General features: G+C 52.9%; 20 protein-coding genes, 6 tRNA genes, 1 other RNA gene and 1 pseudogene. 10 read left to right on the top strand and 18 right to left on the bottom strand.

Annotated features, from left to right (window positions below):
- Positions 1-10: 10 nt before the first annotated feature.
- The 4 genes from ptsI to cysZ form a co-directional block, all read right to left on the bottom strand.
- A complete protein-coding gene (gene ptsI, locus VRC33_RS16410; protein WP_338557377.1) occupies positions 11-1,738 on the bottom strand; it encodes a phosphoenolpyruvate-protein phosphotransferase PtsI in 1,728 nt (575 codons plus the stop codon).
- Positions 1,739-1,951: 213 nt separating this feature from the next.
- Positions 1,952-2,209, bottom strand: coding sequence for a phosphocarrier protein Hpr (gene ptsH / locus VRC33_RS16405; RefSeq protein WP_338557376.1), 258 nt, complete (start codon positions 2,207-2,209; stop codon positions 1,952-1,954).
- Between the two features lie 396 nt (positions 2,210-2,605).
- A complete protein-coding gene (cysK, locus tag VRC33_RS16400) occupies positions 2,606-3,574 on the bottom strand; it encodes a cysteine synthase A (RefSeq protein WP_338557375.1) in 969 nt (322 codons plus the stop codon).
- A gap of 129 nt (positions 3,575-3,703) precedes the next feature.
- Positions 3,704-4,465, bottom strand: coding sequence for a sulfate transporter CysZ (gene cysZ / locus VRC33_RS16395; RefSeq protein WP_338557374.1), 762 nt, complete (start codon positions 4,463-4,465; stop codon positions 3,704-3,706).
- 220 nt (positions 4,466-4,685) lie between these two features.
- On the opposite strand from cysZ, the gene zipA reads away from it, so the two are divergent.
- The 3 genes and pseudogenes from zipA to VRC33_RS16380 all read left to right on the top strand — a co-directional run bounded on the left by zipA (position 4,686) and on the right by VRC33_RS16380 (position 7,981).
- Positions 4,686-5,669: a cell division protein ZipA gene (gene zipA / locus VRC33_RS16390; RefSeq protein WP_338557373.1), complete on the top strand. Its 984-nt coding sequence runs from the start codon at positions 4,686-4,688 to the stop codon at positions 5,667-5,669.
- Between the two features lie 77 nt (positions 5,670-5,746).
- Positions 5,747-7,764 (top strand): annotated as a pseudogene (gene ligA / locus VRC33_RS16385) (NAD-dependent DNA ligase LigA).
- A gap of 1 nt (position 7,765) precedes the next feature.
- Entirely contained in the window at positions 7,766-7,981 is a 216-nt protein-coding gene (locus VRC33_RS16380) for a DUF3820 family protein (protein WP_338557372.1), read from the top strand.
- A gap of 7 nt (positions 7,982-7,988) precedes the next feature.
- Here VRC33_RS16380 and VRC33_RS16375 read toward each other — a convergent pair whose 3' ends face one another.
- On the bottom strand, positions 7,989-9,008 hold the full coding sequence (locus VRC33_RS16375) for a bile acid:sodium symporter family protein (RefSeq protein ID WP_338557370.1): 1,020 nt from the start codon (positions 9,006-9,008) through the stop codon (positions 7,989-7,991).
- A 95-nt stretch (positions 9,009-9,103) separates the two neighbouring features.
- Between VRC33_RS16375 and VRC33_RS16370 the strand changes: the two genes are divergently transcribed.
- Positions 9,104-10,024, top strand: a complete 921-nt coding sequence (locus VRC33_RS16370; RefSeq protein ID WP_338557369.1) for a LysR family transcriptional regulator — start codon at positions 9,104-9,106, stop codon at positions 10,022-10,024.
- Here VRC33_RS16370 and VRC33_RS16365 read toward each other — a convergent pair.
- The 6 genes from VRC33_RS16365 to VRC33_RS16340 form a co-directional block, all read right to left on the bottom strand.
- The gene (locus VRC33_RS16365; protein WP_338557368.1) at positions 10,021-10,365 is read right to left on the bottom strand and encodes a FlxA-like family protein; all 345 of its coding nucleotides are present in this window, start codon (positions 10,363-10,365) and stop codon (positions 10,021-10,023) included. The two genes, VRC33_RS16370 and VRC33_RS16365, sit on opposite strands and share 4 nt — an antisense overlap.
- A gap of 202 nt (positions 10,366-10,567) precedes the next feature.
- A non-coding RNA gene (locus VRC33_RS16360) (RtT sRNA) lies at positions 10,568-10,693 on the bottom strand.
- Between the two features lie 32 nt (positions 10,694-10,725).
- A tRNA-Lys gene (locus VRC33_RS16355) sits at positions 10,726-10,801 on the bottom strand.
- A gap of 4 nt (positions 10,802-10,805) precedes the next feature.
- A tRNA-Val gene (locus VRC33_RS16350) sits at positions 10,806-10,881 on the bottom strand.
- Positions 10,882-10,911: 30 nt separating this feature from the next.
- Positions 10,912-10,987, bottom strand: a tRNA-Val gene (locus tag VRC33_RS16345).
- Between the two features lie 46 nt (positions 10,988-11,033).
- A tRNA-Val gene (locus VRC33_RS16340) sits at positions 11,034-11,109 on the bottom strand.
- Between the two features lie 273 nt (positions 11,110-11,382).
- Between VRC33_RS16340 and gltX the strand changes: the two genes are divergently transcribed.
- Entirely contained in the window at positions 11,383-12,798 is a 1,416-nt protein-coding gene (gene gltX / locus VRC33_RS16335; RefSeq protein ID WP_338557367.1) for a glutamate--tRNA ligase, read from the top strand.
- 43 nt (positions 12,799-12,841) lie between these two features.
- Here the strand turns inward: gltX and VRC33_RS16330 are convergent, their stop codons facing one another.
- Together VRC33_RS16330 and VRC33_RS16325 are read right to left on the bottom strand one after the other, a co-directional pair.
- Complete coding sequence (locus VRC33_RS16330; protein WP_338557365.1) at positions 12,842-13,201, bottom strand: YfeC-like transcriptional regulator; 360 nt, start codon at positions 13,199-13,201, stop codon at positions 12,842-12,844.
- A 250-nt stretch (positions 13,202-13,451) separates the two neighbouring features.
- Complete coding sequence (locus VRC33_RS16325; RefSeq protein WP_338557364.1) at positions 13,452-14,234, bottom strand: formate/nitrite transporter family protein; 783 nt, start codon at positions 14,232-14,234, stop codon at positions 13,452-13,454.
- A 428-nt stretch (positions 14,235-14,662) separates the two neighbouring features.
- Between VRC33_RS16325 and VRC33_RS16320 the strand changes: the two genes are divergently transcribed.
- Positions 14,663-14,738, top strand: a tRNA-Ala gene (locus VRC33_RS16320).
- 46 nt (positions 14,739-14,784) lie between these two features.
- Positions 14,785-14,860 (top strand) — tRNA-Ala (locus VRC33_RS16315).
- A 46-nt stretch (positions 14,861-14,906) separates the two neighbouring features.
- Here VRC33_RS16315 and VRC33_RS16310 read toward each other — a convergent pair.
- The 4 genes from VRC33_RS16310 to VRC33_RS16295 are packed head-to-tail and all read right to left on the bottom strand — an operon-like array spanning position 14,907 to position 19,173.
- Positions 14,907-16,538: a rhodanese homology domain-containing protein gene (locus tag VRC33_RS16310; protein ID WP_338564526.1), complete on the bottom strand. Its 1,632-nt coding sequence runs from the start codon at positions 16,536-16,538 to the stop codon at positions 14,907-14,909.
- Positions 16,531-17,121: a cysteine dioxygenase gene (locus tag VRC33_RS16305; RefSeq protein WP_338557363.1), complete on the bottom strand. Its 591-nt coding sequence runs from the start codon at positions 17,119-17,121 to the stop codon at positions 16,531-16,533. Before VRC33_RS16305 ends, VRC33_RS16310 begins: the two co-directional genes overlap by 8 nt.
- A complete protein-coding gene (locus VRC33_RS16300) occupies positions 17,114-18,091 on the bottom strand; it encodes an ABC transporter substrate-binding protein (RefSeq protein ID WP_338557362.1) in 978 nt (325 codons plus the stop codon). Before VRC33_RS16300 ends, VRC33_RS16305 begins: the two co-directional genes overlap by 8 nt.
- Complete coding sequence (locus tag VRC33_RS16295) at positions 18,091-19,173, bottom strand: LLM class flavin-dependent oxidoreductase (RefSeq protein WP_338557361.1); 1,083 nt, start codon at positions 19,171-19,173, stop codon at positions 18,091-18,093. The genes VRC33_RS16300 and VRC33_RS16295 overlap by 1 nt, the downstream gene beginning before the upstream one ends.
- 234 nt (positions 19,174-19,407) lie before the next feature.
- Between VRC33_RS16295 and VRC33_RS16290 the strand changes: the two genes are divergently transcribed.
- Positions 19,408-20,328, top strand: a complete 921-nt coding sequence (locus VRC33_RS16290; RefSeq protein ID WP_338557359.1) for an ABC transporter substrate-binding protein — start codon at positions 19,408-19,410, stop codon at positions 20,326-20,328.
- Between the two features lies 1 nt (position 20,329).
- Entirely contained in the window at positions 20,330-21,640 is a 1,311-nt protein-coding gene (locus tag VRC33_RS16285) for an NtaA/DmoA family FMN-dependent monooxygenase (RefSeq protein ID WP_338557358.1), read from the top strand.
- Positions 21,641-23,050: 1,410 nt separating this feature from the next.
- Here the strand turns inward: VRC33_RS16285 and VRC33_RS16280 are convergent.
- Positions 23,051-24,238 (bottom strand): NupC/NupG family nucleoside CNT transporter, encoded by a 1,188-nt coding sequence (locus tag VRC33_RS16280; RefSeq protein ID WP_338557357.1) that lies wholly within the window; start codon positions 24,236-24,238, stop codon positions 23,051-23,053.
- A 386-nt stretch (positions 24,239-24,624) separates the two neighbouring features.
- Here VRC33_RS16280 and VRC33_RS16275 point away from each other — a divergent pair, with 386 nt between their 5' ends.
- Positions 24,625-25,863 carry an Nramp family divalent metal transporter gene (locus VRC33_RS16275; RefSeq protein WP_338557355.1) on the top strand — a complete coding sequence of 413 codons (1,239 nt, stop codon included), beginning with the start codon at positions 24,625-24,627 and terminating at the stop codon, positions 25,861-25,863.
- Positions 25,864-25,883: the final 20 nt, after the last annotated feature.

Below are 25,883 nucleotides of genomic sequence, written 5' to 3'. Positions count from 1 at the left end.
TCAAGGTCTCTCAGCAGAGTGTTTTTTCTTCAATGAACTTGTTGACCAGGTTCATCAACTCGTCCGCTGTCGGTTGAGCCAGAGCCTGCTCTGCTAATGCCTTCGCATCTTCAAAATTCGTATTACGAATAATTTTTTTGATGCGCGGGATAGAAATGGCACTCATGCTGAATTCATCCAGCCCCATTCCCAGTAACAACAGTGTAGCACGTTCATCGCCAGCCAGCTCACCACACATCCCGGTCCATTTGCCTTCAGCATGAGACGCATCAATAACTTGCTTAATAAGCGTCAGTACGGAAGGGGTCATCGGATTGTAGAGATGAGAAATCAGATCGTTACCACGGTCCACCGCTAACGTGTACTGCGTAAGGTCATTGGTGCCGATACTGAAGAAATCGACTTCTTTAGCCAGATGGTGAGCAATTGCGGCTGAAGCTGGTGTTTCCACCATAATGCCGGTCTCAATAGTCTCATCAAAGGCTTTGCCTTCTTCACGCAGCTGCGCTTTCAGCTTGTCCAGTTCGGCATTCAGCGTCCGGACTTCTTCTACTGAGATGATCATCGGGAACATGATGCGCAGCTTACCGAACGCCGAGGCGCGCAGGATGGCGCGTAGCTGGGCATGCAGAATTTCAGGACGGTCCATCGCGATACGGATCGCGCGCCAGCCCAGGAATGGGTTGTCTTCTTTAGGCAGATTCATGTACGGCAGGTCTTTATCGCCGCCGATGTCCATGGTCCGCACGATCACCGCCTGTGCGCCTACTGCTTCAGCCACGGCTTTATAAGCCTGGAATTGCTCTTCTTCGCTTGGCAGAGAGTCACGGTCCATAAACAGGAACTCGGTGCGGTACAGACCAACGCCTTCAGCACCATTACGCTCTGCACCAGCCACGTCACGCACCGTACCGATGTTGGCACAGACTTCAACCTGATGACCATCAAGAGTGATGGCAGGCAGGTCTTTCAGCTTGGCCAGATCGTTCTTTTCGGTGACATACTGATTGTGAATCGCCTTAAGCTCTTCAATCTGTTCTGCCGTCGGGTTCACGTAGATCTGGTTGTTCACGCCGTCCAGAATCAGATAATCATCATTTTTCACCAGCGTGGTCACGTTGCCGGTTCCGACGATGGCTGGCAGCTCCAGAGAGCGCGCCATGATCGAGGTGTGGGATGTGCGTCCACCCAGATCGGTAATAAAGCCCAGCACTTTGTTGAGGTTCAGCTGTGCCGTTTCTGACGGGGTCAGATCTTTGGCGACCAGCAGCACTTCATCAGCGATAGCGCTGAGATCAACAATATGCAGACCCAGAATATTCTGCAGCAGACGTTTACCAATGTCGCGCACGTCAGCCGCACGCTCTTTCAGGTACTCGTCATCCAGCTCTTCTAACGCTTTAGCCTGGCCCTCAATCACCGAGAATGCAGCTGCATCAGCAGAAGCCAGATCGTCTTTAATCAGGGCTATGATTTCCTGCTCCAGCTCTTCATCTTCCAGCAACATAATGTGGCCTTCGAAGATCGCTTCTTTCTCTTCACCGAATGTCTCACCGGCTTTGATTTTGATCGCTTCCAGCTGAGTGGCTGCCTTGGTGCGACCATCAAGAAAACGCTGAACTTCCTGCTCAACCTGGTCGGCAGCGATTTTTTTCCGGTTGATGACTATCTCATCTTCTTTCAGCAGAAGCGCTTTGCCAAAAGCGATACCCGGTGATGCTAAAATACCTGAAATCATAACCCTACCTTTTTAATATCTAGTTATCACCCGGGAGGGTTAATCCGGTAACTGTGGATTAACCTCCTCAGCGAGCCAGCATTGGACAACAGCGGAAGTACGCTGGGGCCCCTCGTTGGACTGGGGGGACTTTACGAAAGCAACAACGCGGACATGCTGTCCGCGATCAAAATGTTTGCAATCATCGTGCTGGCCCGGCGTTAAATCAGGCGCTTATTCGAGCTCTGCCATCAGCTTAACCAGATGCTCAACCGCTTTCTGCTCATCTTCACCTTCAGCAGCCAGGATCACTACAGTCCCCTGGGTCAGACCCAGCGTCTGCAATTTGAACAGGCTTTTAGCGCTGGCTGATTTACCGTTGGAAGTAACAGTGATATCTGAAACAAAGGCTTTTGCTTCTTTTACGAACTGTGCTGCAGGGCGGGTATGAAGGCCGTTAGGTGCTGTGATAGTAACTTCTTGCTGGAACATTCGTTTTCCCCAATTCGATTTAGTTAGATGTTATCGACCTAAAGTCTAGCCTGGCGACAGAACTTTAGCCTGGATGAGTCGCGCTGGCTTGCGTACGAAGACGCGCCACAAAATGCGCTGTTAAGGGTAGGGAGGAGGTGGGAGCCAGTCAGTCACTCTCGTCTCGCTTTCCTTCCCCCATTATGCCGTGAATTCCCCTGTCGCGCCAAACCAGTAAATCGATTCAGCTTGATCCATCTCACGCGCATGATTAATTTTGTGGATCGAAATAATGGCAGCTTAGATACCAGACACTCAAGGGTAAAAGCAATCTACAGGGTGGCAAAAGTTTGACGTGCTCCACAAAAAAGCACCCGTCCGGGTGCTTTTTTAGACAAATCCGCCGCTGTGACCTTACTACTGCAACTCTTTCTCGGTGAAGAGATCGGCAAACAGCGCGGTACTTAAATAACGCTCGCCGGAAGAGGGCAGGATCACCACGATATTCTTGTTGGCGTAGGCTTCTTCTTCCTGCAATTTCAGCGCGGCAGCAACCGCAGCACCGGAGGAGATCCCCGCCAGAATACCTTCTTCTTCCATCAAACGACGGGCTGTAGAGATAGATTCTTCATTGGTGATGGCGACCACGCGGTCAATCAGGCTCAGTTCAAGATTGCCTGGAATAAAGCCTGCGCCGATACCCTGGATTTTATGCGGGCCCGGTTTGAGCTCTTCGCCAGCCAGCGCCTGAGCGATAACCGGAGAATCAGTAGGTTCAACGGCGACGGTAATTAACTCTTTTTTACCTTTGGTGTTTTTCAGATAACGGCTAACGCCGGTCAGCGTTCCACCGGTGCCCACACCTGAGATAAAGACATCCACGTTGCCATCTGTATCTTCCCAAATCTCCGGGCCAGTGGTCTTTTCATGGATTTCCGGGTTCGCCGGGTTGCTGAACTGCTGAAGCAGCACAAATTTATCAGGATTGCTGGCAACAACTTCTTCTGCCTTAGCAATCGCGCCTTTCATGCCTTTGGCGCCTTCGGTCAGAATCAGATTAGCGCCCAGAGCCTTCAGCAGCTTGCGGCGTTCCACGCTCATGGTTTCAGGCATGGTCAGCGTCAGTTTGTAGCCGCGAGCCGCCGCTACATACGCCAGGGCGATCCCGGTGTTACCGCTGGTGGGTTCAACCAGCTCCACGCCCGGCTTCAGGATGCCGCGTTTTTCCGCGTCCCAAATCATATTGGCACCGATACGGCATTTGACGCTGAAGCTTGGGTTACGGGACTCCACTTTTGCCAGAATGCGACCGTTACCGATGCGGTTCAGTCGAACCAACGGCGTATGACCGATAGTCAGCGAGTTGTCTTCATAGATCTTACTCATAGCCCGTCCTTAACTGTATGAAATATTGGGAACGCTGAAAGCATACCCGGTTCAGTTTCTCAAGGAAGTGATGAAATCGTATATATATATGTTAAGCAGCAATAAGGCCTGTGAAAAATGCATAAGGCGTTAATTTACCCGCCCCAGAGCCGCGCGATAGCGGTCAACCCACATTGCTGTTGCGCCGCAAACGGCTACCGGCATGATCGCTAAATTCAGAACAGGGACCATAGTGAACAGGCTTACCAGCGCACCGAATTGCATATTGTCCGTCTTGTTCCGGCGCAGCGCTGAGCGCATATTCGCAAAACTCACTTTGTGATTATCAAAGGGGTAATCGCAGTACTGGATGGAGAGCATCCAGGCGCTGAACAGGAACCACAGCACTGGCGCTACAGTCTGACCAAAGCCAGGCACGAAGTAGAGGATCAGCAGCACTATTGCGCGCGGGAGATAGTAAGCCAGCTTTTGCCACTCACGTTTCATGATGCGTGGCAGGTCTTTAATCATCCCGGCCCAACCACTGTCAGGCAGCGGTTTTCCGGTCAACCGGGCTTCGAGCTGTTCTGCCAGCAGGCCACAGAAGGGCGCCGCTATCCAGTTAGCTATCGTGGAGAAGAAGTAGCTGAAAACCAGCAAAATGGAAATGACCGTCAGGGGCCACAAAAGGTAGCTTAACCACTGAAGCCAGTCAGGGACTTTTGCCATCAGAGCCGGCAGCCACTGGCCCAGTTGCCAGAAAAGCCAGACAAAAGCGCCACCCATCAGTAAAAAATTAACCAGCAGGGGAATAATCACAAAGCGCCGGATCCCTGGAAGCCGGATCAGTCTCCAGCCTTGTGCAAAATAGTGTATTCCATTGCCTGGCTTACCGGTGTTATTGAGGGACATGAGGTAAATTTCTCCTTACAGACTCTGTTGCAGCGCGATCATAACCTGGCTGTTTGCGCTGACCAGTGCACTTTTGATTGAAAAAACAGCAAAAAACCGTGCTGATGTACGCTTATTTGTCAGAAAATACTGCACGGACTTGCACTTGTTATCCTGGGCAAATACAGTTAGAGGATAAAGTTTGCCGCGGTGGCAAGGTATTGGAACAACAGAGAATACAATGATGCAGGATTTGCGTCTGATATTAATCGTTGTTGGCGCGATCGCCATAATAGCCCTCTTACTTCACGGTCTCTGGACTAGCCGTAAAGAGCGTTCATCCGTTTTTCGCGATCGCCCTCACAAGCGTTTAAAACAGCAAAGAGAAGAAGAACTCGATGACGCCGATGATGGCGTTGGCGAAGTGCGCGTAAAACGGTCCCAGGCTGAGGATGAAGAGGAAAATGCTTCTCCTCTCTTTGGTACTGATCAAGCGCCGCCGCGTCCAGTTCGCGCCCAGCCTGAACCGGTGCGTCATCAGACGCCCGTCGATGAACAGCCGGAGTTGGATCCGCTGTTTGGTGGAGAGCTGCCACACGCGCCTGAACCTGAATTTGATTACGATGATCAACCAGCCGCTGAGCCGGAAGCTCCTCGTCAGCCAGAAGCGCCACGTCAGCAGGAAGCACCACGTCAGCCTGTGCAACCGGCAGCGACCAGGCCAGAAACAGCCGCACCAGCTTCTCCTGCAACTCCGGCAGCCCGTGAAGAGGCCCCTGTTGCAGCGCCAAAACCGGAACGTGTTAAAGAGACGGTGCTGGTTCTGAATGTGGGTGCCCATGCGGGCGGCGTGCTGAATGGTGAAGCCCTGCTGCAGGGGGTGCTTCAGGCGGGCTTCCAGTTTGGTGAAATGAACATTTTCCACCGTCATCTCAGCCCGGCAGGCAGCGGCCCTGTGCTGTTCAGCCTCGCGAACATGGTTAAGCCAGGATCGTTTAATCCGGACAATATGTCCGATTTCTCCACTCCCGGGATCACCATCTTTATGATGGTGCCTTCCTACGGTGACGCGAATCAGAACTTCAAACTGATGCTGCAGTCGGCTCAGCGTATTGCTGATGACGTAGGTGGAGTGGTGCTGGATGATGAGCGCCGTATGATGACGCCGCAAAAGCTGGAAACTTATAAGAACCGAATCCGTGACGTCATTGAGGCAAACTCCTGACGCTAAGGCTCCCGGCCTGATTCTTCGTTGACCAGAACCCCCGCCAGTCGGGGGTTTTTTATCGCTATGGTGCCGCTATGGAATCCGTACAAGAAAAAATTATTCAGCTGCAAACCACCCTTCGTCATCATGAATTTCAGTATCACGTCATGGACGCACCCGAAGTGCCGGATGCGGAATATGACCGGCTGATGCGCGAGCTACGCGAACTTGAGCAGGCTCATCCGGAGCTGATCACACCTGATTCACCTACCCAACGCGTTGGTGCTGCGCCGTTAAGCGCTTTCGAACAGGTACGCCATGAAGTGCCGATGCTCTCGCTGGATAACGCTTTTGATGAAGAGAGCTACCTGGCGTTTTATAAGCGCGTGAAGGACAGGCTCAAAAACAGTGATGACATCACCTTCTGCTGCGAGCTTAAGCTGGATGGCCTGGCGGTCAGCCTGCTTTATGAGGAGGGCCTGCTGGTTCGGGCGGCAACACGAGGTGACGGAACCACGGGTGAAAATATCACCGTCAACGTACGCACTATCCGGGCCATTCCGCTGAAACTTAAGGGTGACAATATTCCTTCGCGGGTGGAAATCCGTGGGGAAGTCTTTATGCCTCAGGCGGGATTTGAAGCACTGAATGAAGAAGCTCGCCGTACGGGCAGTAAAGTCTTTGCCAATCCCCGTAATGCTGCGGCTGGCTCACTTCGTCAGCTTGATCCCCGTATCACTGCTAAACGTCCGCTGACCTTCTTCTGCTACGGTTCAGGCCTGCTGGAAGGGGGGAACTGCCACCCAGCCATATGGCACGCCTGCAGCAGTTTAAAGCCTGGGGTCTGCCCGTCAGCGACCGGATCCGTCTTTGTCATACTGCCGATGAAGTGCTGGCCTTCTACCGCCAGGTTGAACAGGACCGTGCGACTCTGGGCTTTGATATTGATGGCGTGGTAATCAAAGTTGATTCACAGGAATTGCAGGAGCGGCTCGGCTTTGTTGCCCGTGCGCCTCGTTGGGCAGTGGCCTACAAGTTCCCGGCCCAGGAGCAGATGACCACCGTTCGCGACGTTGAGTTTCAGGTCGGACGTACCGGCGCTATTACGCCGGTTGCCAGACTGGAACCGGTGCAGGTTGCTGGCGTGGTGGTCAGTAATGCCACGCTGCACAATGCCGATGAGATAGAACGGCTGGGGCTGCGTATAGGTGACCGTGTGGTGATTCGTCGTGCGGGAGACGTTATCCCTCAGGTTGTTGGCGTGGTGGAGTCAGAACGTCCTGAGAATGCCAGAGAAGTCGTTTTTCCGACTCACTGCCCCGTCTGTGGTTCCGATGTGGAACGCGTGGAAGGGGAAGTGGTGGCACGCTGTACCGGCGGGTTGATTTGCGGTGCCCAGCGAAAAGGGGCACTCAAGCACTTTGTCTCACGTCGTGCGATGGATGTGGACGGCATGGGCGACAAGATTATCGATCAGCTGGTGGAAAAAGAGTACGTCAAAACTCCGGCAGATCTCTTCACCCTTACCGCAGGTAAACTCACCGGTCTGGACCGCATGGGGCCAAAATCGGCGGTGAATGTGGTGAACGCGCTGGAAAAAGCTAAAAAGACTACGCTGGCCCGTTTCCTCTACTCGCTGGGCATTTCCGAAGTCGGCGAGGCTACGGCGGCTAACCTGGCTGCGCATTTTGGCTCGCTGGACAACATCATTAAAGCCGACCTGAACGCATTGATTGCGGTGCAGGACGTGGGCACGGTGGTCGCAAGCCATGTGCGTAACTTTATGGATGAAGAGAGCAACCGCGAAGTCATTCGCCAGCTGGTTGAGGAAGCTGGTATTACCTGGCCTGCGGTGGAAGTGGTCAACGTCGAAGAAATTGACAGCCCGTTTGCCGGCAAGACGGTAGTCCTGACCGGCTCGCTGACTATTCTGTCGCGTGATGAAGCTAAAGACCGTCTGACGGCGCTTGGAGCAAAAGTCAGCGGCAGCGTATCAAAGAAAACCGATCTGGTGATTGCTGGTGAAGCCGCAGGTTCGAAGCTGGCGAAAGCCCAGGAGCTGGGCATTGACGTTATTGATGAAGCGGAGATGATCCGTTTACTGGGTGACTGAGATGGAAAAAGAGCACCTGGTTGAGATCGCTAATACTGTGATGCCCTTTGGTAAGTACAAAGGGCTGGTGCTGATCGATTTACCGGAACCTTATCTGTTGTGGTTCGCCCGCAAGGGGGAGTTTCCCGCAGGCCATTTGGGTGAGCTGTTGCAGCTCACCCTGGCGATCAAAGTTGAAGGGCTTGAGGGCCTGGTTAAACCGCTGAAGCGGAGCTAAGCCGGGGCTATTTCTGTGATTCAACCACCGCTGTTTTAGCTTCCTGCTGCTGTTTTAACGCCCGCTTCTCGCCCGCTTTTTTATAGCGCTGGGCCAGCATCGAACAGACCATCAGCTGCACCTGATGGAAAATCATCAGCGGCAGCACAATGATCCCGACCGAGGCCGAAGGGAACAGAATGTTTGCCATCGGCACGCCGTTCGCCAGGCTCTTCTTCGAACCGCAGAACAGGATGGTGATCTCGTCAGGACGGTTAAAGCCGAACAGGCGTGCAGCCAGCAGATTGATAAGCAGTGCCACAAACAAAATCCCCAGGCTACCGGCCACGATGTAGAGCAGGGTGGAAGCGCCCACACGATGCCAGATCCCATTCACTACCGCTTCACTGAAGGCCGAGTACACCACCAGCAGGATGGAGGCCTGGTCAGTTTTGCCGATTAGCCCACGGTGTCTTTCTACCCAGCCCGCAATCCAGCGACGGGACAGATGTCCCAGCACAAATGGCACCAGCAGTTGCAGCATAATTTTGCCGATCTGCTCGAAGTTACCGCTGGCAGCATCGTTGTGCACATTCATCACCAGACCCACCAGCAGCGGGGAGATAAAGACCCCTAACAGGCTGGACGCCGAGGCGCTGCAAACCGCAGCAGCAACGTTACCCCCAGCCAGCGAAGTCAGCGCAATAGCGGACTGCACGGTGGCTGGAAGAATGCAGAGATAGAGGAAACCGGTATAAATTTCCGCGCTGACCGGCAGCGGGTGCCACCAGACAAACAGCAAGCCCAGGAGGGGAAACAGCACAAATGTACTGCACATCACCCAGAGGTGCAGACGCCAGTGGCCGCCCCCGGCAATAATCTTCTCTTTAGAGAGTTTGGCCCCGTGCATAAAGAACAGCAGCGCAATGGCCGCAGTGGTCAGCCATTCAAAAAACTCCACGAAATGACCGCGCGCAGGCAGAAAAGTCGCCAGCAGGACGGTAATAATCAGTTTTAACATCAAAGGATCGATACGGAAAAAACGCATTGTTAATGCCTGGTTAAAAAAATGATGGGGCTATTGTGCGCCGGACGGGTTTAGAAATAAAATTGATTTATTGAATGCATATATGAATTGGACAAATGAATTATACCCTTCGTCAACTCCGTGTGTTTGTCGCCGTTACCCAGCAGGGGAGCTTTAGTCAGGCAGGTCAGGTGATTGGGCTGAGCCAGTCTGCTGTCAGCCACAGTATCAAAGAGCTTGAGGGGGAGATGGGTATCCGTCTGCTCGACCGCACTACGCGGGAAGTGCAGTTGACGGAAGCCGGTGAACAGCTTGCCAGTCGACTTGAGCGCCTGCTGGAGGAGCTGAATACAACCTTGCTGGACGTGCGCAGCTACGGTAAACAGCGAAGCGGGACGGTACGGGTGGCGGCAAGCCAGACCATCTCGGCGCATCTGATGCCACAATGCCTGGCTTCTGGTCAGCTGAATTTTCCGGAGATCAAAGTGATGTTGCGCGATCGCGCGCAGCAGTGGGTGTTGCAGAGCGTCCGCAATGCAGAGGTCGACTTTGGCATTGTTGTCGGCCCGCTGCCGGTGGACGATCTGGAGTGTGAAGCCATTCTGGATGAGCCATTTTTGCTGCTGTGTCGTCAGGATGATCCGCTGGCCACGCAGCAAAAAGTGAGCTGGCACATGTTAAACCACCGGCAGCTGGTTCTTCAGGATTACTCTTCCGGTAGCCGGGCGCTGATTGATGAGGCCTTGCGGGTACAGCAGGTTAACGCAGAAATTGTGCAGGAAATTGGTCATCCCGTAACGCTTTACCCGATGGTGGAGGCGGGGATTGGCATCAGCATTCTGCCCGCGCTGGCATTGCCGTTGCCGCAGGGAAGGCCATTGCTGGTCAAACGTATGGAGCCGGAGATAAACCGGACTATCGTGCTGGTAAGGCGAAAAAACCGTTCGCTGACGCCTGCCGCAGAGGCTATCTGGCAGGAGGTGCGCCAGCAGGCAGCCCTGCTGACGCAACAACGGCAAACTACCCCTGAATTTTAGATATAAACATTCAGTTTGTTGCTTTCTGTCGGGCGGTTCACGCCATCGGCAACCTTAGTCGATTGCTGTTGTTCATCAGTTTTGGCCTGCTGTTCTTTCTTGGCCTGTGCCTGCTCAAGTTGAGCAAGCTGAGCCTGAAGAAGCTTAATCTGGTTCTGAATCGACTCTTCCTGTTTTGCGGTGTCCTCGGAAGAAGAGGAGTCACCTGAAGTCAGTTTTTTCAAATCCTCCTGCAGGCTGGCGATTTGCTTGGTGATGCTGGCAATACTTGCAGAACTGCTGTCTGAACCTGATGAACTGCCTGAACTTACTGAACTCGTGCTGGTGCTGATCGTTGTCATCGCTGTCTCCTTAGTAATTAACATAACGGTTATCGGAGCCAGAGCTGAATAGCTTGACGATAAAAAGCGTAAAAGAAGTGATAAGAAATCGAAAAGAGAAGGGGCAGGGCAGAAGAAGGTTTAAATCCGAACCTGCTGCAGGTTCAAATCCTTCACAAATTGCGCATAGCAAAAAGGCGCCTTTAGGGCGCCTTCTTAACATTGGTGGGTCGTGCAGGATAACCCGGCAATGCCTCGCCCTGACGGGTCGTTGCTTCTGGCAACGCTGTCTCACTTCGTTCGACCCGAACCTGCTGCAGGTTCAAATCCTTCACAAATTGCGCATAGCAAAAAGGCGCCTTTAGGGCGCCTTCTTAACATTGGTGGGTCGTGCAGGATTCGAACCTGCGACCAATTGATTAAAAGTCAACTGCTCTACCAACTGAGCTAACGACCCGAAGTGGTGGGTGATGACGGGCTCGAACCGCCGACCCCCTCCGTGTAAAGGAGATGCTCTACCAACTGAGCTAATCACCCACTTCGGTACTTCACAACAATTCTCTGAGATGGTGGGTGATGACGGGCTCGAACCGCCGACCCCCTCCGTGTAAAGGAGATGCTCTACCAACTGAGCTAATCACCCATCTCTGAGTCTGTCTTACTTCCCACTGCGGAGCCACCGTTTAGAGTGGTGGGTGATGACGGGCTCGAACCGCCGACCCCCTCCGTGTAAAGGAGATGCTCTACCAACTGAGCTAATCACCCCCGCTGTGTGGAGTCGCATTATAGGGATCGCGGGAAATGAGTCAACGCTTTTTAAAACGAAAATGTGCGTTCGTCTTAAAATTAATCAAGATGTTGGCCTTTTAGACAAAAAACCTTCCGGGGCGCTGACTTTTCCGGCAAAGGCCTCTGAGCGACGTGGGAATGCCGTTGAGGAATCGCCCTCAGATGATAGAATGTTGCCCACTTTCTGTTGGTCTCTTCAGACCTCACCCGGCAATGGCCGGATTTGATAGCGTAATAAGGCAGCTGTTAATGAAAATCAAAACTCGCTTCGCTCCCAGCCCTACTGGCTACCTGCATGTTGGCGGCGCTCGTACCGCGCTTTATTCCTGGCTGTTTGCCCGCCATCAGGAGGGCGAGTTTGTGCTGCGCATCGAAGATACCGATCTCGAACGCTCAACGCAGCAGGCTATCGACGCGATTATGGATGGCATGAACTGGCTGAACCTCGACTGGGATGAAGGCCCGTATTACCAGACCAAACGTTTTGATCGCTATAACGCCGTGATCGACCAGATGCTGGAAGCGGGTACGGCCTATAAATGCTACTGCTCCAGAGAGCGCCTGGATGCGCTGCGTGAAAAGCAGATGGAAAATCATGAAAAGCCACGTTATGACGGTCATTGCCGCGACAGCCACGAACATCATGCTGATGATGAACCTTGTGTGGTGCGTTTCCGTAATCCGCTTGAGGGATCGGTGATCTTTGATGACCAGATCCGCGGGCCGATTGAATTCAGCAATCAGGAACTGGACGATCTGATCATTCGCCGTACCGACGGCGCGCCGACCTATAACTTCTGCGTAGTGATCGACGACTGGGATATGGAAATCACCCACGTAATCCGTGGTGAAGACCACATCAATAATACCCCGCGTCAGATCAACATTCTGAAAGCGATTGGCGCTCACGTGCCTGTGTATGCCCATGTATCGATGATCCTGGGTGACGACGGTAAAAAACTCTCTAAACGCCACGGTGCAGTAGGCGTTATGCAGTACCGTGATGATGGCTATCTGCCGGAAGCGCTGCTGAACTACCTGGTGCGTCTGGGCTGGTCCCATGGCGATCAGGAGATCTTCTCTATTGATGAGATGAAGAAACTGTTCGATCTGGCTGCCGTTAACAAATCTGCCAGCGCCTTTAACACCGAGAAGCTGCAGTGGCTGAATCATCATTACATCACCACGCTGGCCCCGGAATATGTGGCAACGCACCTGCAATGGCATATCGAGCAGGAAAACATTGATACCCGCACCGGTCCGGAACTGGCTCAGCTGGTGAAACTGTTAGGCGAGCGCTGCAAAACGCTGAAAGAGATGGCGGCTTCCTGCCGTTACTTCTATGAAGATTTTGCTGAGTTCGATGCGGATGCGGCGAAAAAGCATCTGCGTCCGGTTGCCCGCCAGCCGCTGGAAGTGGTGCGAGACAAACTGGCCGCCCTGACTGACTGGACGGCAGAGAGCGTGCATCAGGCTATTCAGGCAACTGCCGATGAGCTGGAAGTGGGTATGGGCAAGGTAGGTATGCCACTGCGCGTTGCCGTGACCGGCGCGGGTCAGTCACCTGCACTGGACGTGACCGTTCAGGCCATTGGCAAATCCCGTTCTGTGGCTCGTATCGACCAGGCGCTGGGTTATATTGCAGAGCGTGAAGCCCAGCAGTAATCCTCGCTCCTGATGACAAAAAACCGGCCAGCGGCCGGTTTTTTTATGCCTGACTGGAGCTGATATCCAGTCGGCGCAGGACACCTTGTATCCCTTCACGTAACAGCATCGCGTAAAGCTGATCCTGCTCATCGTTATTCATCTGTTGCATTGATGTCATCAGCAGAGAAAAGAGAGAGTTCGGGGGAACACGATACGTTGCCGTAGGTTCAGCGGCATGTCGGGTTGACTTGAGGAAGGCTTTGACGCGCTCATCCACATGGATCATCCGGGCCTTACCGCCTTGTACACCGGGCTTCGGCTTGGTGGTCCACGCTTCTTTTTTCACCCATTTGTTGATGGTCTGCCGACTGAAACCTGTGTCTCTGGCCAGCTCTTCAGGTGTTAACCATTCCTTTTTCATTCTGCAATTCCTCTTTGCGTGGTTAGATTGGGTCAATATATTACAGGATTCTGATGCGTGAACAACTAACGGGAACCGGTAATAGAAAGGGGAATAAGCCGCCATTGCCTGAAATGAGAAGCGTTATGCAGAATTAAGCTTCCACGATCGGCCCGCTTAAAATCAGAAATCGTGATGTTCCAGGCTGGGAGCAGGGCGGGAAAGGAGGCACCCTCTGCCACAGGGACAGAGGGAAAAAATCCGTAGAGTCTTAAGCTTTGGCAGATTCGGTTTGTGGGCGGTAAGCCATGTAATAAGCGAGGCCTACAAACACAGCACCTCCCACCGTATTGCCAAGGAACACGGCAACAAAGTTAGGCAGGTACTCAATCCAGCTCAGCTGACCGGCAAAAATGGCCGCAGGGACAATAAACATATTGGCTACCACGTGCTGGAAACCGATCGCCACAAAGGCCATAACCGGGAACCACATACCAAAGATTTTGCCGACCACATCTTTACTGGCAAATGCCAGCCAGGTTGCCAGGCAGACCAGCCAGTTACAGCCGATGCCGGAGATAAAAGCATGGGTGAAATCGGCATTAACCTTAGCGGTAGCAATAGCGACGGTCTTCTTCAGGTAGTCGCCTTCGGTCATGCCCAGCATATGGCCAAAGAACCAGGCCACGGCGATGCTGCCAATGAAGTTGGCAATAGTGACCCAGAACCAGTTACGCAGCACGCTGTAACCGCTGATCTGACGCGCAAACCACGCCACAGGCATGGTCATCATGTTGCCCGTCAGCAGTTCCCCACCGGCCAGCACGGTCAGGATAATCCCCACAGGGAATACTGCCGCACCCAACAAACCGCTGAACGAACCCCATTCAGCAGGCAGGGAGTTAATGACATGGATATCCAGCAGGAAGCCCAGGGCAATAAATGCGCCGGCCAGGAAGCCAAGGATCAGTAAAGTGGAGACGGAAGAATGGCTTTTAGCCACGCCGGATTGAATAGCAACCGCTGCGATTTCTTTAGGTGAATGCAAGGACATAATAGCTCTGAGTCTGGTGTAGTTAAGGAAATATGGCCGGATCCGCCGCGTCGGGAAACGCGCGCATCCAGCGCTGAAAGGGGTCCGGTCTTCGAAAGCGCGGGCAGTTTTGCACGAGAAATTAACAAAAACAAGAACAATTAGGTGGCTAATTAACGCGTTGTTTACATGATTGGCTGAGCAAAACAGTGACTGCAGAAAGAACAGCAGGAAATTGCACTCTCTGCATTATATTGTGGCCCTGAGGGTATATTTGGCGGCGATTTCTGCTGGGTAAACCGGACGTCAACAAGGTGTTTATTAAGCAGGTTGACGGCTTTTTCAGCGATCAACCACATAATGGCAATTTGCCGTTGACACCATCAGCGCTGTTTCATATCATCCCCGCCGTTGAGACGACATGGTTGTCCAACGAGGTTATCCGGTTTGGGGGTATAGCTCAGCTGGGAGAGCGCTTGCATGGCATGCAAGAGGTCAGCGGTTCGATCCCGCTTATCTCCACCAAATCTACACCAGCAGATTTGGCACCGGTTAACAGATTGAATGTAGTGGGGGTATAGCTCAGCTGGGAGAGCGCTTGCATGGCATGCAAGAGGTCAGCGGTTCGATCCCGCTTATCTCCACCAATCAATCTACTCACTTCAGAACATCCCTGTTCAATATCTGCTTTTATTATCTCGCTCTGATTTCTGCCTCCGCATCATATTTCGTTGTTTCCAGCTCCAGCACCCTGAATCCGTGGGTTCCGTCGCGATCCAACTGCGCAATCAGACCAAATTCCCAGTCGAGATAGGCCTGCATCGCTTCGGGTGAGTTATCTGTTCCTTCATAAGGACGGCGATAGCGATCGTTTCTCGGCTGCAAAAGCAGGCTCTCTCCCTGGGCCACAGGTAATCCCGCGGCTCTCCATGCGGCGTTACCCCCCTTCAGGACGCTGACCGGTTTTCCGGTGAGTTCCCGCAGTTCAGCCACAGCGTAGCGGGCCAGCAGGCTACTGCCGCAGGTCACCACATAATGTTGTGCTTCCGGCAGCGCATATTTTCCTTCCAGCGACAGCAAACTGCGCTGAAGCCAGGCCGCACCGGGAATGTGGCCGGCAACGTAATTGGCGCTGGTCGTGAAATCCAGTACCTGCACATCGTCACCGTTAAGCCACTCTGCTAGCTGATCTGGTGAAACGCTCTCAAGCTCTGGCAGTTCAGGGACTCTCGCGACCCAGGGGCCTTTTTCACTGAAATCACGTTCGTTAAGATCGTCCAGCACCGAGACATGCCATCCCATCTGTGCCAGCCAGGAGGCGCTCATATTGGCCCGCGCGCCGTCATTATCCACCAGTACGATGCGTGCTCCACGCACGCTGGCGTAATGGTCCGTCTCCTGTACCAGTTGCCCGCCAGGCACATGGCGTGCACCCGGAAGATGCCCGGCGACATACTCATCCTGCTCACGCACGTCGAAAAGATAGACCGTGTGCTCCAGATATTCCTTCTGCAACTGCGCCAGCGTAACGCGCTTAACACCGGCCCGGTCAGCCACATTACGGGCGCTGCGTGCGGCCTGAATTTTTGCCGTTTCACTGCTTTCAACATAGCGACGGGATTGCCCATGCTCCAGCTCAAGCCCGGCCAGCGTCCAGCCGATGGTGCCGTTTCTCAACGCATAAACGGGATTACGGATCCCGGCATTCACCAGCGACTGCGTACCGATGATGCTGCGGGTTCTGCCTGCGCAGTTAACAATCACTGTAGTGGTGGGCGAGGGGACTAAATCACGCACCCGCAGCACCAGTTCTGCGCCAGGTACGCTGATTCCGCCAGGAATACTCATGGTCTGATATTCATCAAACCGCCGGCTGTCCAGCACCACCACTGGCTCGCCACTTTTCAACAGCGCCCGGACTTCTTCCGCCGGTAAGGAGGGCGTATGGGCACGGCTCTCCACCAGCTCACCAAAAGCCTTGCCCGGCGAATTTACATCGATAAACAGCTCGCCTCCGGCTTGCTGCCACCCCTCCAGCCCCCCTTCAAGAAGTGCCACGTCCGAATACCCCAACGTTTTTAAACGCCCGGCGGCAAGTGCAGCCAGACCCTCACCGTTATCATAAAGAGTCACGGCCGTATCGAAACGGGGAACCCGGTTAAGAATTTCTATTTCCAGTTTTGAAAGCGGAATGTTCACCGCAAACAGCGGATGACCTTCGGCATAGGCTGCTTCTTCGCGCACATCTATCAGTGCCAGTTCCTGCTGCTGTAACAGCGCCTGGCGGATGTCACCATAGCGACGGCTGTGGGTATGATTAACCATGTGAGAGATCCCAGATGTTGGGTAAAAATGCGTTGTTATAGCCGGAGATAAACGGTTTTTCTTCGCCAGTTTCGCTGTAGACTGCGCGCCTGACTGCACCGATATTCCCACCATAAACATGAATACTGATTGAGGTCTGGTCGCTAAAGGCATTGCTGACCCGGTGAATATCCCCGACCTGAGGAGAAACAGCCTCAACGGTGCCGGGGTCAAGCCGGATGGGGTCGCCTTCTGGCTGCAAAATACCCGTATCAAGCCGGTAGTTTTGTGAAACTTCTGCGCCCCGCAGCATCCCTATCAGCCCCCAGACACGGTGATCGTGAACCGGAGTAGACTGTCCCGGCCCCCAGACAAAGCTCACTACCGAGAATTGCTGCCGGGCATCGGCATGCAGCAGATATTGCTGATAGCGTGCCGGGTCAGGCTGGGCAAACTCGTCGGGCAGCCAGTCGTCATGCCGGATCAGTTCCTGCAACAACAGGCTGCCACGGCTGAGAATTTCAGCCTCAGGGGGCTGACTGTGCAGCAAACCTGCCAGCTCACCGACGAAATGGCGCAGGCGATGGTGCTGTATTTCACTCATGGGCTTTTCCCTCGCTGAGAGCCACCTGATTGGCCTGATTTGCCAGGCTGTAGTCAAAGGCTTTGTGAACATCGACCGACTTTGGCAGTACATGATTTTTGTAGAAAAAATCTGCGGACTGCTGTAGCGCATCGGCCAGTTTCGGAGTGAATTCCACCGGTTGGATCTGTGCGCTGGCTATCCAGCGTTGAGTGATTTTTTCCGGCATGCCGAGCGAACCAGAGAGGGCTTTGGCAAACTGCTCAGGATGCTGCTGTGCCCAGATTTGTGCCTTTGCCAGGCGGGCCTGGAGATCGGCAATCGCTTCACGTTTAGCCGGATCTTTCAGCGCTTCTTCACGCGCCAGAGAATAGGAGTAGCCAGAGAGGATCGCTTTGCCGCCGCCCTGAGGCACCAGCACATCCTGATCCACCACCAGCGCAGAAGAGACATAAGGTTCCCAGGTCGCCCAGGCATCAACGGAATGGCTGGCGAGCGCGGCGCGGCCATCAACCGGCCCCAGAAAACGCAGCGTCACATCGGAAGGTTTCAGTCCTGCCCGATCCAGCAGGCCAAGGATCAGATAATGTCCCCAGCCGCCCCGGTTCACCGCAATCTGCTTGCCCTTCAAATCTTTCAGGCTGTGAATACCGGTATCCGCACGGGTCAACAACGCAATACTGTCCGGGTTGTTCTGCCAGGCGCCCACAGCCTTAACCGGTGCGCCTGCCGCGTAAACAAACAGAAAGGGCAGGTCGCCGGTAAATCCGACATCCAGCGCACCGGCATTCAGCGCTTCCTGCACTGGCGCACCTGATTCAAAGGAGGTCAGCTTCAGATCGTAAGGCAGGTCTTTCAGCTGGCCTGACTCACGCAATGAGATAAAACGGTCGCCCTTTACATCACCTAATCGCAACGTCACTTTGTCTGCTGCCAGCGCAGAGGTGGCGATGGCCGACAGCATCACGGCCAGTAAAAGTGAAAACCGCATCAGGCACTCCTTGCGATCTTGCGGGAAGCCACTTTCTCACGCGTCAGCGGGATCAGCTCTTTGCCATACTCCAGCGCATCGTTCAGCGGATCAAAACCCCGGATCAATACGCTTTCAATGCCCAGATCGTAATACTTCAATAAAGCGTCCGAGACCTGATCCGGTGTCCCCACCAGTGAGGTGGAGTTGTAGCCCCCACCGACCAGCTTAGCGATGCCGGTCCACAGGGATTTGTCCAGGCGTTCTCCCTCATTGGCGGCGGCCAGTAAACGCGCTGCCCCTACGCTCTGAGGTTTAGGCAAGCCGAAGTCATGACCGGACTCAACCAATTTTGTGCGGGCAATCTCGCGAATATGTTCGGCTTTCTCCCACGCTTCTTTCTCAGTGGCGGCGATGATCGGGCGGAAGGAGATATTAAAACCTATCTGGCGACCATGTCTGGCGGCCTCAGCGCGAACGGTGCGGACTGTCTCTGCCGCACCAGCCAGTGGCTCTCCCCACAGGGCGAACACATCAGCATGACGCCCGGCGACGCTAATGGCCTCTGGCGAGGAGCCGCCAAAATAGACCGGCAGGGTGCGCTGAACGGGTTTCACCGCCGAGAATGCCTGTTCGGCCTGATAGTACTCGCCCTGATGATCGTAGGGAGTGTCCGAAGAGAGGCTCTGGCGCAACACGCTGAGGAAATCATCAGTGCGTTCATAGCGCTGCGTCTTGTTCAGAAAGTCACCGTCGCGTCGCTGCTCAACATCGCTGCCGCCACTGATGATATGCACCGCCAGGCGGCCATCGGTAAGCTGATCGAGCGTGGCAAGCTTGCGGGCAGCAAGCGTAGGAGAAACAAACCCCGGACGATGTGCCAGCAGGAATTTCAGGGTAGAGGTGTTAGCCGCCGCATGCGCCGTGACCAGAAAGCCGTCCGGTTGATCTGACCAGTAGCCCACCAGCACCCGATCAAAACCAGCCTGCTCATGAGCCCGGGCAAAATCTGCGATGTACTGTTTGTTAAAAAGCGGGCCGCTGGCAGGAATGATTTCAGACGCAAGGCGATGACCAATCATGCCGAGGAATTGAATGCTCATGAGTCTCTCTCCGTGGTGAGGGCCGGAAAATGCCGGCAGAAAGAAAACCCTATAGTCGAAAGCGGGGGCTGTGAAATTCATAAATCTGCGAAGCTATGCGCAAATTCTGCATTCAAACGCCTGAAATCAGCGAGGTTGCTTATGTATTTATTGCATAAATATCACGCAATATACGCATTTAAATTCTAAAAACCCCAGTGCTAGTCTCAGGTTTTCTCCTTATTGAGACACCAGATGAAAACCTCTCCTTTATCCTCTTTCGCTTTATTGATTGCCGCTTTCGCTTCCCCTGTCTGGGCGACATCTACGCTCTCCGTGGGCGATCAGCGCGGCAATGCCCGTGCCATCCTTGAAGCCTCAGGCGAACTGAACAACCTCCCTTACACGCTCAGCTGGCATGAGTTTGCTAACGCTGCGCCGTTGCTGGAAGCGATGCGCGCCGGGTCGATTGATGCCGGATCGGTAGGGGATGCACCACTGACGTTTGCCGTTGCGGCGGGGCTGGATGCCAAAGGGATTCTGGCGACCCGCTATGCCGGGAACGCCATCATTGTTAAAAAAGGCAGCCCAATCCACAGCGTCAGAGAGCTGGCAGGCAAGCGCATTGCCACTGTTAAAGGATCTTCCGGCCACAATCTGGCTTTGCAGGCGCTGCAAAAAGCTGGGGTAGATCCTAAAGAGGTGAATTTTGTTTTTACCACACCAGCTGAAGCCACGCTGGTTCTGGATCAGGGCGGCGTGGATGCCGTATCCACCTGGGAACCCTACGTCTCTTTCGCCACGCATCAGTCCGGCGCGGAAATTCTGGCCGATGGCAAAGCTTACCCGGCACTGAATTATCTGGTTGCCAGCAATGTTGCGATAAGCAGTAAACAATCGGAGCTGGCGGATTTTACTCAGCGACTGACGCGTGCCAGGGCCTGGGGCGAGCAGCATCCGGAAGCTTATGCGGCTTCGATCGGCAAGCTGCTGCGTATTCCACAGGATGTGGCGTTGGCGAAGGTGAAGCGTGAAATCAACACCGTGGATAGCAATTCGCAGGAAGTGCTGGCTATCCAGCAAAACACCGCAGATTTTTACGTGAAAAACGGTCTGATCCCCAAACCGCTGAAGGCCGCCTCGTTTATCGATCTCAGCCTGTCACAGGGGAAATAGCATGCATCTGGCCCTTTACCTGAGTGATACCGGGCTGCATGCCGGGGGATGGCGACATCCTGAGGCGCAGAACCACGATCCTATGCTGGTGGAAACCTGGCTGAGGCTGGTGAAAAAAGCGGAGGAAGCGAAATTCGACTTTGCCTTTATTGCCGACAAGCTGTCGGTTGATGATATTTACGGTAACGACATAGCCACCACGGTGCAGTACAGGCCTGGCTATGCCCGACCGGAGCCTATGGCTTTACTGACCGCATTAAGTTTGCTGACTGAACGCATCGGGCTTGGGGGAACGCTCTCCACTACCTATAGCGAACCTTTCCACGCGGCCCGCACCATCGCCACCATTGATCATTTCAGCGCCGGAAGAATGGCCTGGAACGCGGTGACCTCTACTAACGACGGTGAAGCCCGTAATTTCAGCAAGCTGCAGCATCCCGGGCATTATCAACGCTATCAGCGCGCAGGGGAGTTTATTGATGCTGTCCATGCCTTGCTGGCAAGCTGGCAGCCGGGTGCGCTGGTGGCCGACAAAGCGAGCGGCGTTTATGTCGATCCGGCAAAGGTCAGCTATACCCATTTTCAGGGCGAGCATTTTCAGATTAAAGGTCCGCTGACCGTGGCCGCCTCGCCGCAGGGCAGGCCGGTGCAGATACTGGCCGGCGTCTCTGAGGATTTTAAACAGGTCGCAGCCAGGGTAGGGGAAGTGATCTTCACCGTCCAGCCTGACCGAAAGCGGGCTAAGCATTTTTATCAACAGTTTAAACAGGAAATGGCTGGGTTTGGTCGTGCGCCTCAGGCCTGCAAAGTGCTGCCAGGCATTATGCCGATTGTAGGGGCGACTCAGCAGGAAGCAGAGGAGAAGCGCAGGCAGCTTGATGCCCTGGTAGATCATCAGGCGGGGCTGAGCTTTATGTCGGCCAGCATGAATTATGACCTGTCGCAGCATGAGCCGGATGAACTTTTCCCGGATATCTTTGATCGGATCAGTGGCAGTAAAGGGCGCTTTGAGTATGTCATCTCGCAGGCGAGAAAAGAGGGGAAAACGCTGGCTCAGGTAGCGAAAGCCTATGCTGCCAGCGCCTCGTTTCTGGTGATTGCCGGAACAGCAGAACAGATTGCCGATGAGATGGTCGCCTGGGTGGAAGATAAAGCCTGTGACGGTTTTGTGTTAATGCCTGCCGATATGCCAGCCTCGCTGAACAACTTTGCCGACTACGTGATCCCGGAACTGCAAAAACGCGGCGTTTTCAGAAAGGAGTACAGTGGCAGGACGTTGCGGGAGCATCTGGGAATATCCGTAGAAGACTGATTAAAAGTTGTTTATCAGGAGCGATGGTTATTACAGCGTTCCTGATAATTTATTGCGCGGGGATATGCTTCATTTAGGATAAGTCATAGAAGTGCGTTGATGAAGTGGTTTTTTTGCCAGAACTTCCGGCGCTGATAGTGCAGATGATTATTTGCCATGCAGCCCGCAAAATTACAAAAAAACAATAAAGCTTATTGCTGATATTTTTCGGGAGAAGATTGTTTAATATTCTTTGCCAGGGTTTTGCAAGGTTGATATTTGTTTGTGTTAAATATGAGTGGATGAATCTTAAGTGATGCGTATTACTTTCTTAAAAAAACGCAATGAAGTGCCAGGCTGGCACCATTATCCGGAATCTGTACATTAATATCATGTTAATGTATGGTTTCTTTTTAGCATTGAATCACCCTTAGTTTTCAAATCCTGAAGATGTATTTTAACCCTCATTTCTTTCGCGTTACTATCACCTCCAATCCTTTAGTAACATTTGTTTACATAGATCTCCTTTATTTTCATTTTTTCTGGTCAGATATTGGCAAGGGATTTTAAAGGTGGTTTTTCAGGAATGGTTAAAGGGGTTGTAGGTGGCGCTATAACCGGGCAATGTTTATCTGGTGGTGGAAATAATGGTGGGAATAGTAATGCTGCTGGCTCCAGTCATTGCTCTGGTAATAGTGCTACAGGAAGTTGTCATCGATAAAATAAAATAATCAATCCACGGAGGGTTCCATCGTGTTAGCAAATGCTATATTTGGTATAGCAAAGTTAATTATTAGCTTTGTTTGTATTATGGCCGGTTATGCGTTGTTGAGTGGCGCCTCCGTAATTGAAACCTTTTATTTTTCTTTTCCTGAAAACTTCTCGAAATTTACAGTTTTGATTTTAGTGATTGGTTTATTCGCCAGGTTGTCTCATAAAATTAATTGTCTTCTTTTTAAGAAAAACAGGCGTACTTTATGAAAGAAGCTACTTTAATCCATTTTTCACATAAAAAAAGAGATGCCTGGTTACTTTTATTTTTCTGGTGCAAATTTTTTCCCTTCTGTCGAGAATTGATGTTGTTCGCTCTCACACGTTACCCTTTAGTCCAGGGCTGATACTGATCCTTGTCATTATCGTTCCATTTTATGAAGAAGTATTCTTCAGAGGGTGTCTCTTTGGTGGCATATGCTCGTTTTACAAGAAAGGGATTCTTTTTCCATCTGCCTCCGCAGATCGGGTTTTATGCCTTGAAAACGGAAGTCTTAGAGAATTGAACCGGCCTCCAGAGCCCGTGAACAAGTAAATAATCTTTCCATACGCTAATTAAGGTCAAGGTCGACGTACTTATAGAGACACCTCTAAAAAAAACGCATAAAAAAAGGCGAACCCGCAGGTTCGCCTTTCTGATTCTGACTGGTGCCGGAAGCCTTAAGCCAGCACTAAACCTGCAATAGATGCCGACAGAACGCTAACCAGCGTTGAGCCGTACAGCAGTTTCAGGCCGAAGCGCGACACTACGTTACCTTGCTCTTCGTGCAGCCCTTTAATGGCGCCCGCTACAATCCCGATTGAGGAGAAGTTAGCAAAGGAGACCAGGAACACAGAGAGGATGCCCACACCGCGCGGTGAGAGTTCACCGGCCACTTTCTGCAGATCCATCATCGCGACAAACTCATTGGAGACCAGTTTAGTTGCCATGATGCTGCCCACCTGTAACGCCTCATTAGCTGGCACGCCCATCACCCAGGCAAACGGGTAGAAGACATAGCCCAGCACGCCCTGGAAGCTGATACCGAAGACAAAATCAAACAGGGCGTTAATGGCAGAGATCAGCGCGATAAAGCCGATCAGCATCGCCGCCACGATCACCGCGACTTTGAAACCGGCCAGGATATATTCACCCAGCATTTCAAAGAAGCTCTGGCCCTTGTGCAGATCGTTCAGCGTCAGTTCTTCTTCGTGCTCAACGTTATAAGGGTTGATCAGCGACAGCACGATAAAGGTACTGAACATATTCAGCACTAAAGCGGCTACCACATATTTCGGGTCAATCATGGTCATATAAGCGCCGACGATGGACATCGACACGGTAGACATCGCCGTAGCAGCCATGGTGTACATGCGACGCTGGGACATCCTGCCGAGGATATCTTTGTAGGCAATAAAGTTTTCAGACTGGCCCAGAATCAGCGAGCTGACGGCGTTAAACGACTCCAGCTTGCCCATACCGTTGACTTTGGAGAGCACGGTTCCGATAGCGCGAATGACAATTGGCAGAATGCGGAAGTGCTGCAAAATCCCGATCAGTGCGGAGATAAACACGATAGGGCAGAGAACGTTCAGCCAGAAGAAAGCCAATCCTTTGTCGCTCATGTTGCCAAACACGAAGCTGGTTCCCTGCCCGGCATAGCTCAGCAGTTTGTCGAACAGACCAGCAAAGCCTTTAACAAATCCCAGGCCGGCTTCAGAGTTAAGGAAGAACCACGCAAGCAGTACCTCTATGACCAGAAGCTGTATAATAAAACGTACGCGGATGTTTTTCCGATCTGTACTCACCAGCAAGGCCAGCACGGTTACCATCACCAGCGCCAAAGCAAAATGGAAAATGCCTGACATGTCTGCTCCAATTTGAAGGATGTTATATTTCGCTGCACATTCTATGTAACAAGAAGCCGAAAAACGAGATCTGGAACACAATATAACAATTACCTATCACCCATTCCGACAGAATCCTCTTCCTGGTCACATACTGACACTGTTTAAAAAAACACCCCAGCAAAATGATGGGTATTCTTTAACGGGTTTCCAACAGCTTTCCAACAACCGCACAAATTGTGATTGCTCATTTTTTAGCTATGGCGTAATTTGTGTTCAAGTATAGCCTTTGCTATATTTCTTAGTACGGGCTATCACAGCGATAACGAAAACCCATTCAAATGCGCTTGATAATCATTATCATTTAAAAGAAAATGACCTTTTCAGGTGCTTAGCAGGGGATAACTATGTTTGAAGGCCGCACAGCAGAGCAAACCGTCCGGGGTGCACGCAAAATTAAATTTGCGTTGATGGGGCCTGCCTTTATTGCGGCTATCGGCTATATCGACCCCGGCAACTTCGCCACCAATATTCAGGCTGGTGCCTCCTATGGCTACCAGCTGTTGTGGGTTGTGGTCTGGGCGAACATTATGGCAATGGTCATCCAACTAATGTCAGCCAAGCTGGGCATTGCAACCGGCAAGAACCTGGCTGAACACATCCGTGACCGCTTCCCCCGTCCTGCCGTCTGGTTCTACTGGGTACAGGCAGAAATCATTGCGATGGCGACCGATCTGGCGGAGTTCATTGGCGCCGCGATTGGCTTTAAGCTGATTTTTGGCGTCAGCCTGTTGCAGGGAGCCGTGCTTACCGGGGTGGTAACTTTCCTGATCCTGATGCTGCAAAGCCGCGGGCAGAAACCGCTGGAGCTGGTGATTGGCGGGCTGCTGCTGTTTGTGGCGGCGGCATATGTGATTGAGCTCTTTTTCTCACAGCCTAAAATTGCCGATCTGGTTCAGGGCATTTCTGTACCTTCCCTGCCTACCGCCGATGCCGTATTGCTGGCTGCCGGTGTGCTGGGGGCAACCATTATGCCGCACGTCATCTATCTGCACTCCTCTCTGACACAAAGCCCGGACGGCGGCACTCGTGAGCAGCGCTACTCTTCAACCAAGCTGGATGTGGCCATTGCCATGACCATCGCCGGTTTCGTCAACCTGGCGATGATGGCGACGGCAGCAGCAGCCTTCCACTTCAGCGGACATACCGGCATCGCCGATCTCGACCAGGCTTATCTGACGCTTGACCCTCTGCTGGGCCGTGCGGCTGCGCTGGTGTTTGGCCTGAGCCTGCTGGCAGCAGGACTCTCCTCTACCGTGGTGGGAACCATGGCCGGACAGGTGGTGATGCAGGGCTTTATTCACGTCCACATTCCGCTGCTGGTGCGTCGGGTGATCACCATGCTCCCTTCTTTTATTGTCATTATGGCCGGATGGGAACCTACCCGGATTCTGGTGATGAGCCAGGTCCTGCTCAGCTTTGGTATTGCCCTGGCGCTGGTGCCGTTGCTGACCTTCACCGGCAACCGCGAGCTGATGGGAGATATGGTTAACTCCCGTGGGATGCAGTGGGCAGGCAAAGTGATAGTAGTGATTGTGGTGGCGCTGAACCTCTATTTGCTGGTTGCGATGGCGATGGGAATATAGGGCTCGCACCTGAAGCTTCT

The organism is Erwinia sp. E_sp_B01_1 (assembly GCF_036865545.1).
Classification (GTDB): Bacteria; Pseudomonadota; Gammaproteobacteria; order Enterobacterales; family Enterobacteriaceae; genus Erwinia.
The sequence above is the reverse complement of the archived record's forward strand: the minus strand, read 5'-3'. Positions and strand labels throughout refer to the sequence as shown.

What these genes read in the sequence shown, in the direction of transcription:
- ptsI (WP_338557377.1), bottom strand. Translation starts at nt 1,738, where the DNA reads ATGATTTCAGGTATTTTAGCATCACCGGGTATCGCTTTTGGCAAAGCG.
- ptsH (WP_338557376.1), bottom strand. Translation starts at nt 2,209, where the DNA reads ATGTTCCAGCAAGAAGTTACTATCACAGCACCTAACGGCCTTCATACC.
- cysK (WP_338557375.1), bottom strand. Translation starts at nt 3,574, where the DNA reads ATGAGTAAGATCTATGAAGACAACTCGCTGACTATCGGTCATACGCCG.
- cysZ (WP_338557374.1), bottom strand. Translation starts at nt 4,465, where the DNA reads ATGTCCCTCAATAACACCGGTAAGCCAGGCAATGGAATACACTATTTT.
- zipA (WP_338557373.1), top strand. Translation starts at nt 4,686, where the DNA reads ATGATGCAGGATTTGCGTCTGATATTAATCGTTGTTGGCGCGATCGCC.
- VRC33_RS16380 (WP_338557372.1), top strand. Translation starts at nt 7,766, where the DNA reads ATGGAAAAAGAGCACCTGGTTGAGATCGCTAATACTGTGATGCCCTTT.
- VRC33_RS16375 (WP_338557370.1), bottom strand. Translation starts at nt 9,008, where the DNA reads ATGCGTTTTTTCCGTATCGATCCTTTGATGTTAAAACTGATTATTACC.
- VRC33_RS16370 (WP_338557369.1), top strand. Translation starts at nt 9,104, where the DNA reads ATGAATTATACCCTTCGTCAACTCCGTGTGTTTGTCGCCGTTACCCAG.
- VRC33_RS16365 (WP_338557368.1), bottom strand. Translation starts at nt 10,365, where the DNA reads ATGACAACGATCAGCACCAGCACGAGTTCAGTAAGTTCAGGCAGTTCA.
- gltX (WP_338557367.1), top strand. Translation starts at nt 11,383, where the DNA reads ATGAAAATCAAAACTCGCTTCGCTCCCAGCCCTACTGGCTACCTGCAT.
- VRC33_RS16330 (WP_338557365.1), bottom strand. Translation starts at nt 13,201, where the DNA reads ATGAAAAAGGAATGGTTAACACCTGAAGAGCTGGCCAGAGACACAGGT.
- VRC33_RS16325 (WP_338557364.1), bottom strand. Translation starts at nt 14,234, where the DNA reads ATGTCCTTGCATTCACCTAAAGAAATCGCAGCGGTTGCTATTCAATCC.
- VRC33_RS16310 (WP_338564526.1), bottom strand. Translation starts at nt 16,538, where the DNA reads ATGGTTAATCATACCCACAGCCGTCGCTATGGTGACATCCGCCAGGCG.
- VRC33_RS16305 (WP_338557363.1), bottom strand. Translation starts at nt 17,121, where the DNA reads ATGAGTGAAATACAGCACCATCGCCTGCGCCATTTCGTCGGTGAGCTG.
- VRC33_RS16300 (WP_338557362.1), bottom strand. Translation starts at nt 18,091, where the DNA reads ATGCGGTTTTCACTTTTACTGGCCGTGATGCTGTCGGCCATCGCCACC.
- VRC33_RS16295 (WP_338557361.1), bottom strand. Translation starts at nt 19,173, where the DNA reads ATGAGCATTCAATTCCTCGGCATGATTGGTCATCGCCTTGCGTCTGAA.
- VRC33_RS16290 (WP_338557359.1), top strand. Translation starts at nt 19,408, where the DNA reads ATGAAAACCTCTCCTTTATCCTCTTTCGCTTTATTGATTGCCGCTTTC.
- VRC33_RS16285 (WP_338557358.1), top strand. Translation starts at nt 20,330, where the DNA reads ATGCATCTGGCCCTTTACCTGAGTGATACCGGGCTGCATGCCGGGGGA.
- VRC33_RS16280 (WP_338557357.1), bottom strand. Translation starts at nt 24,238, where the DNA reads ATGTCAGGCATTTTCCATTTTGCTTTGGCGCTGGTGATGGTAACCGTG.
- VRC33_RS16275 (WP_338557355.1), top strand. Translation starts at nt 24,625, where the DNA reads ATGTTTGAAGGCCGCACAGCAGAGCAAACCGTCCGGGGTGCACGCAAA.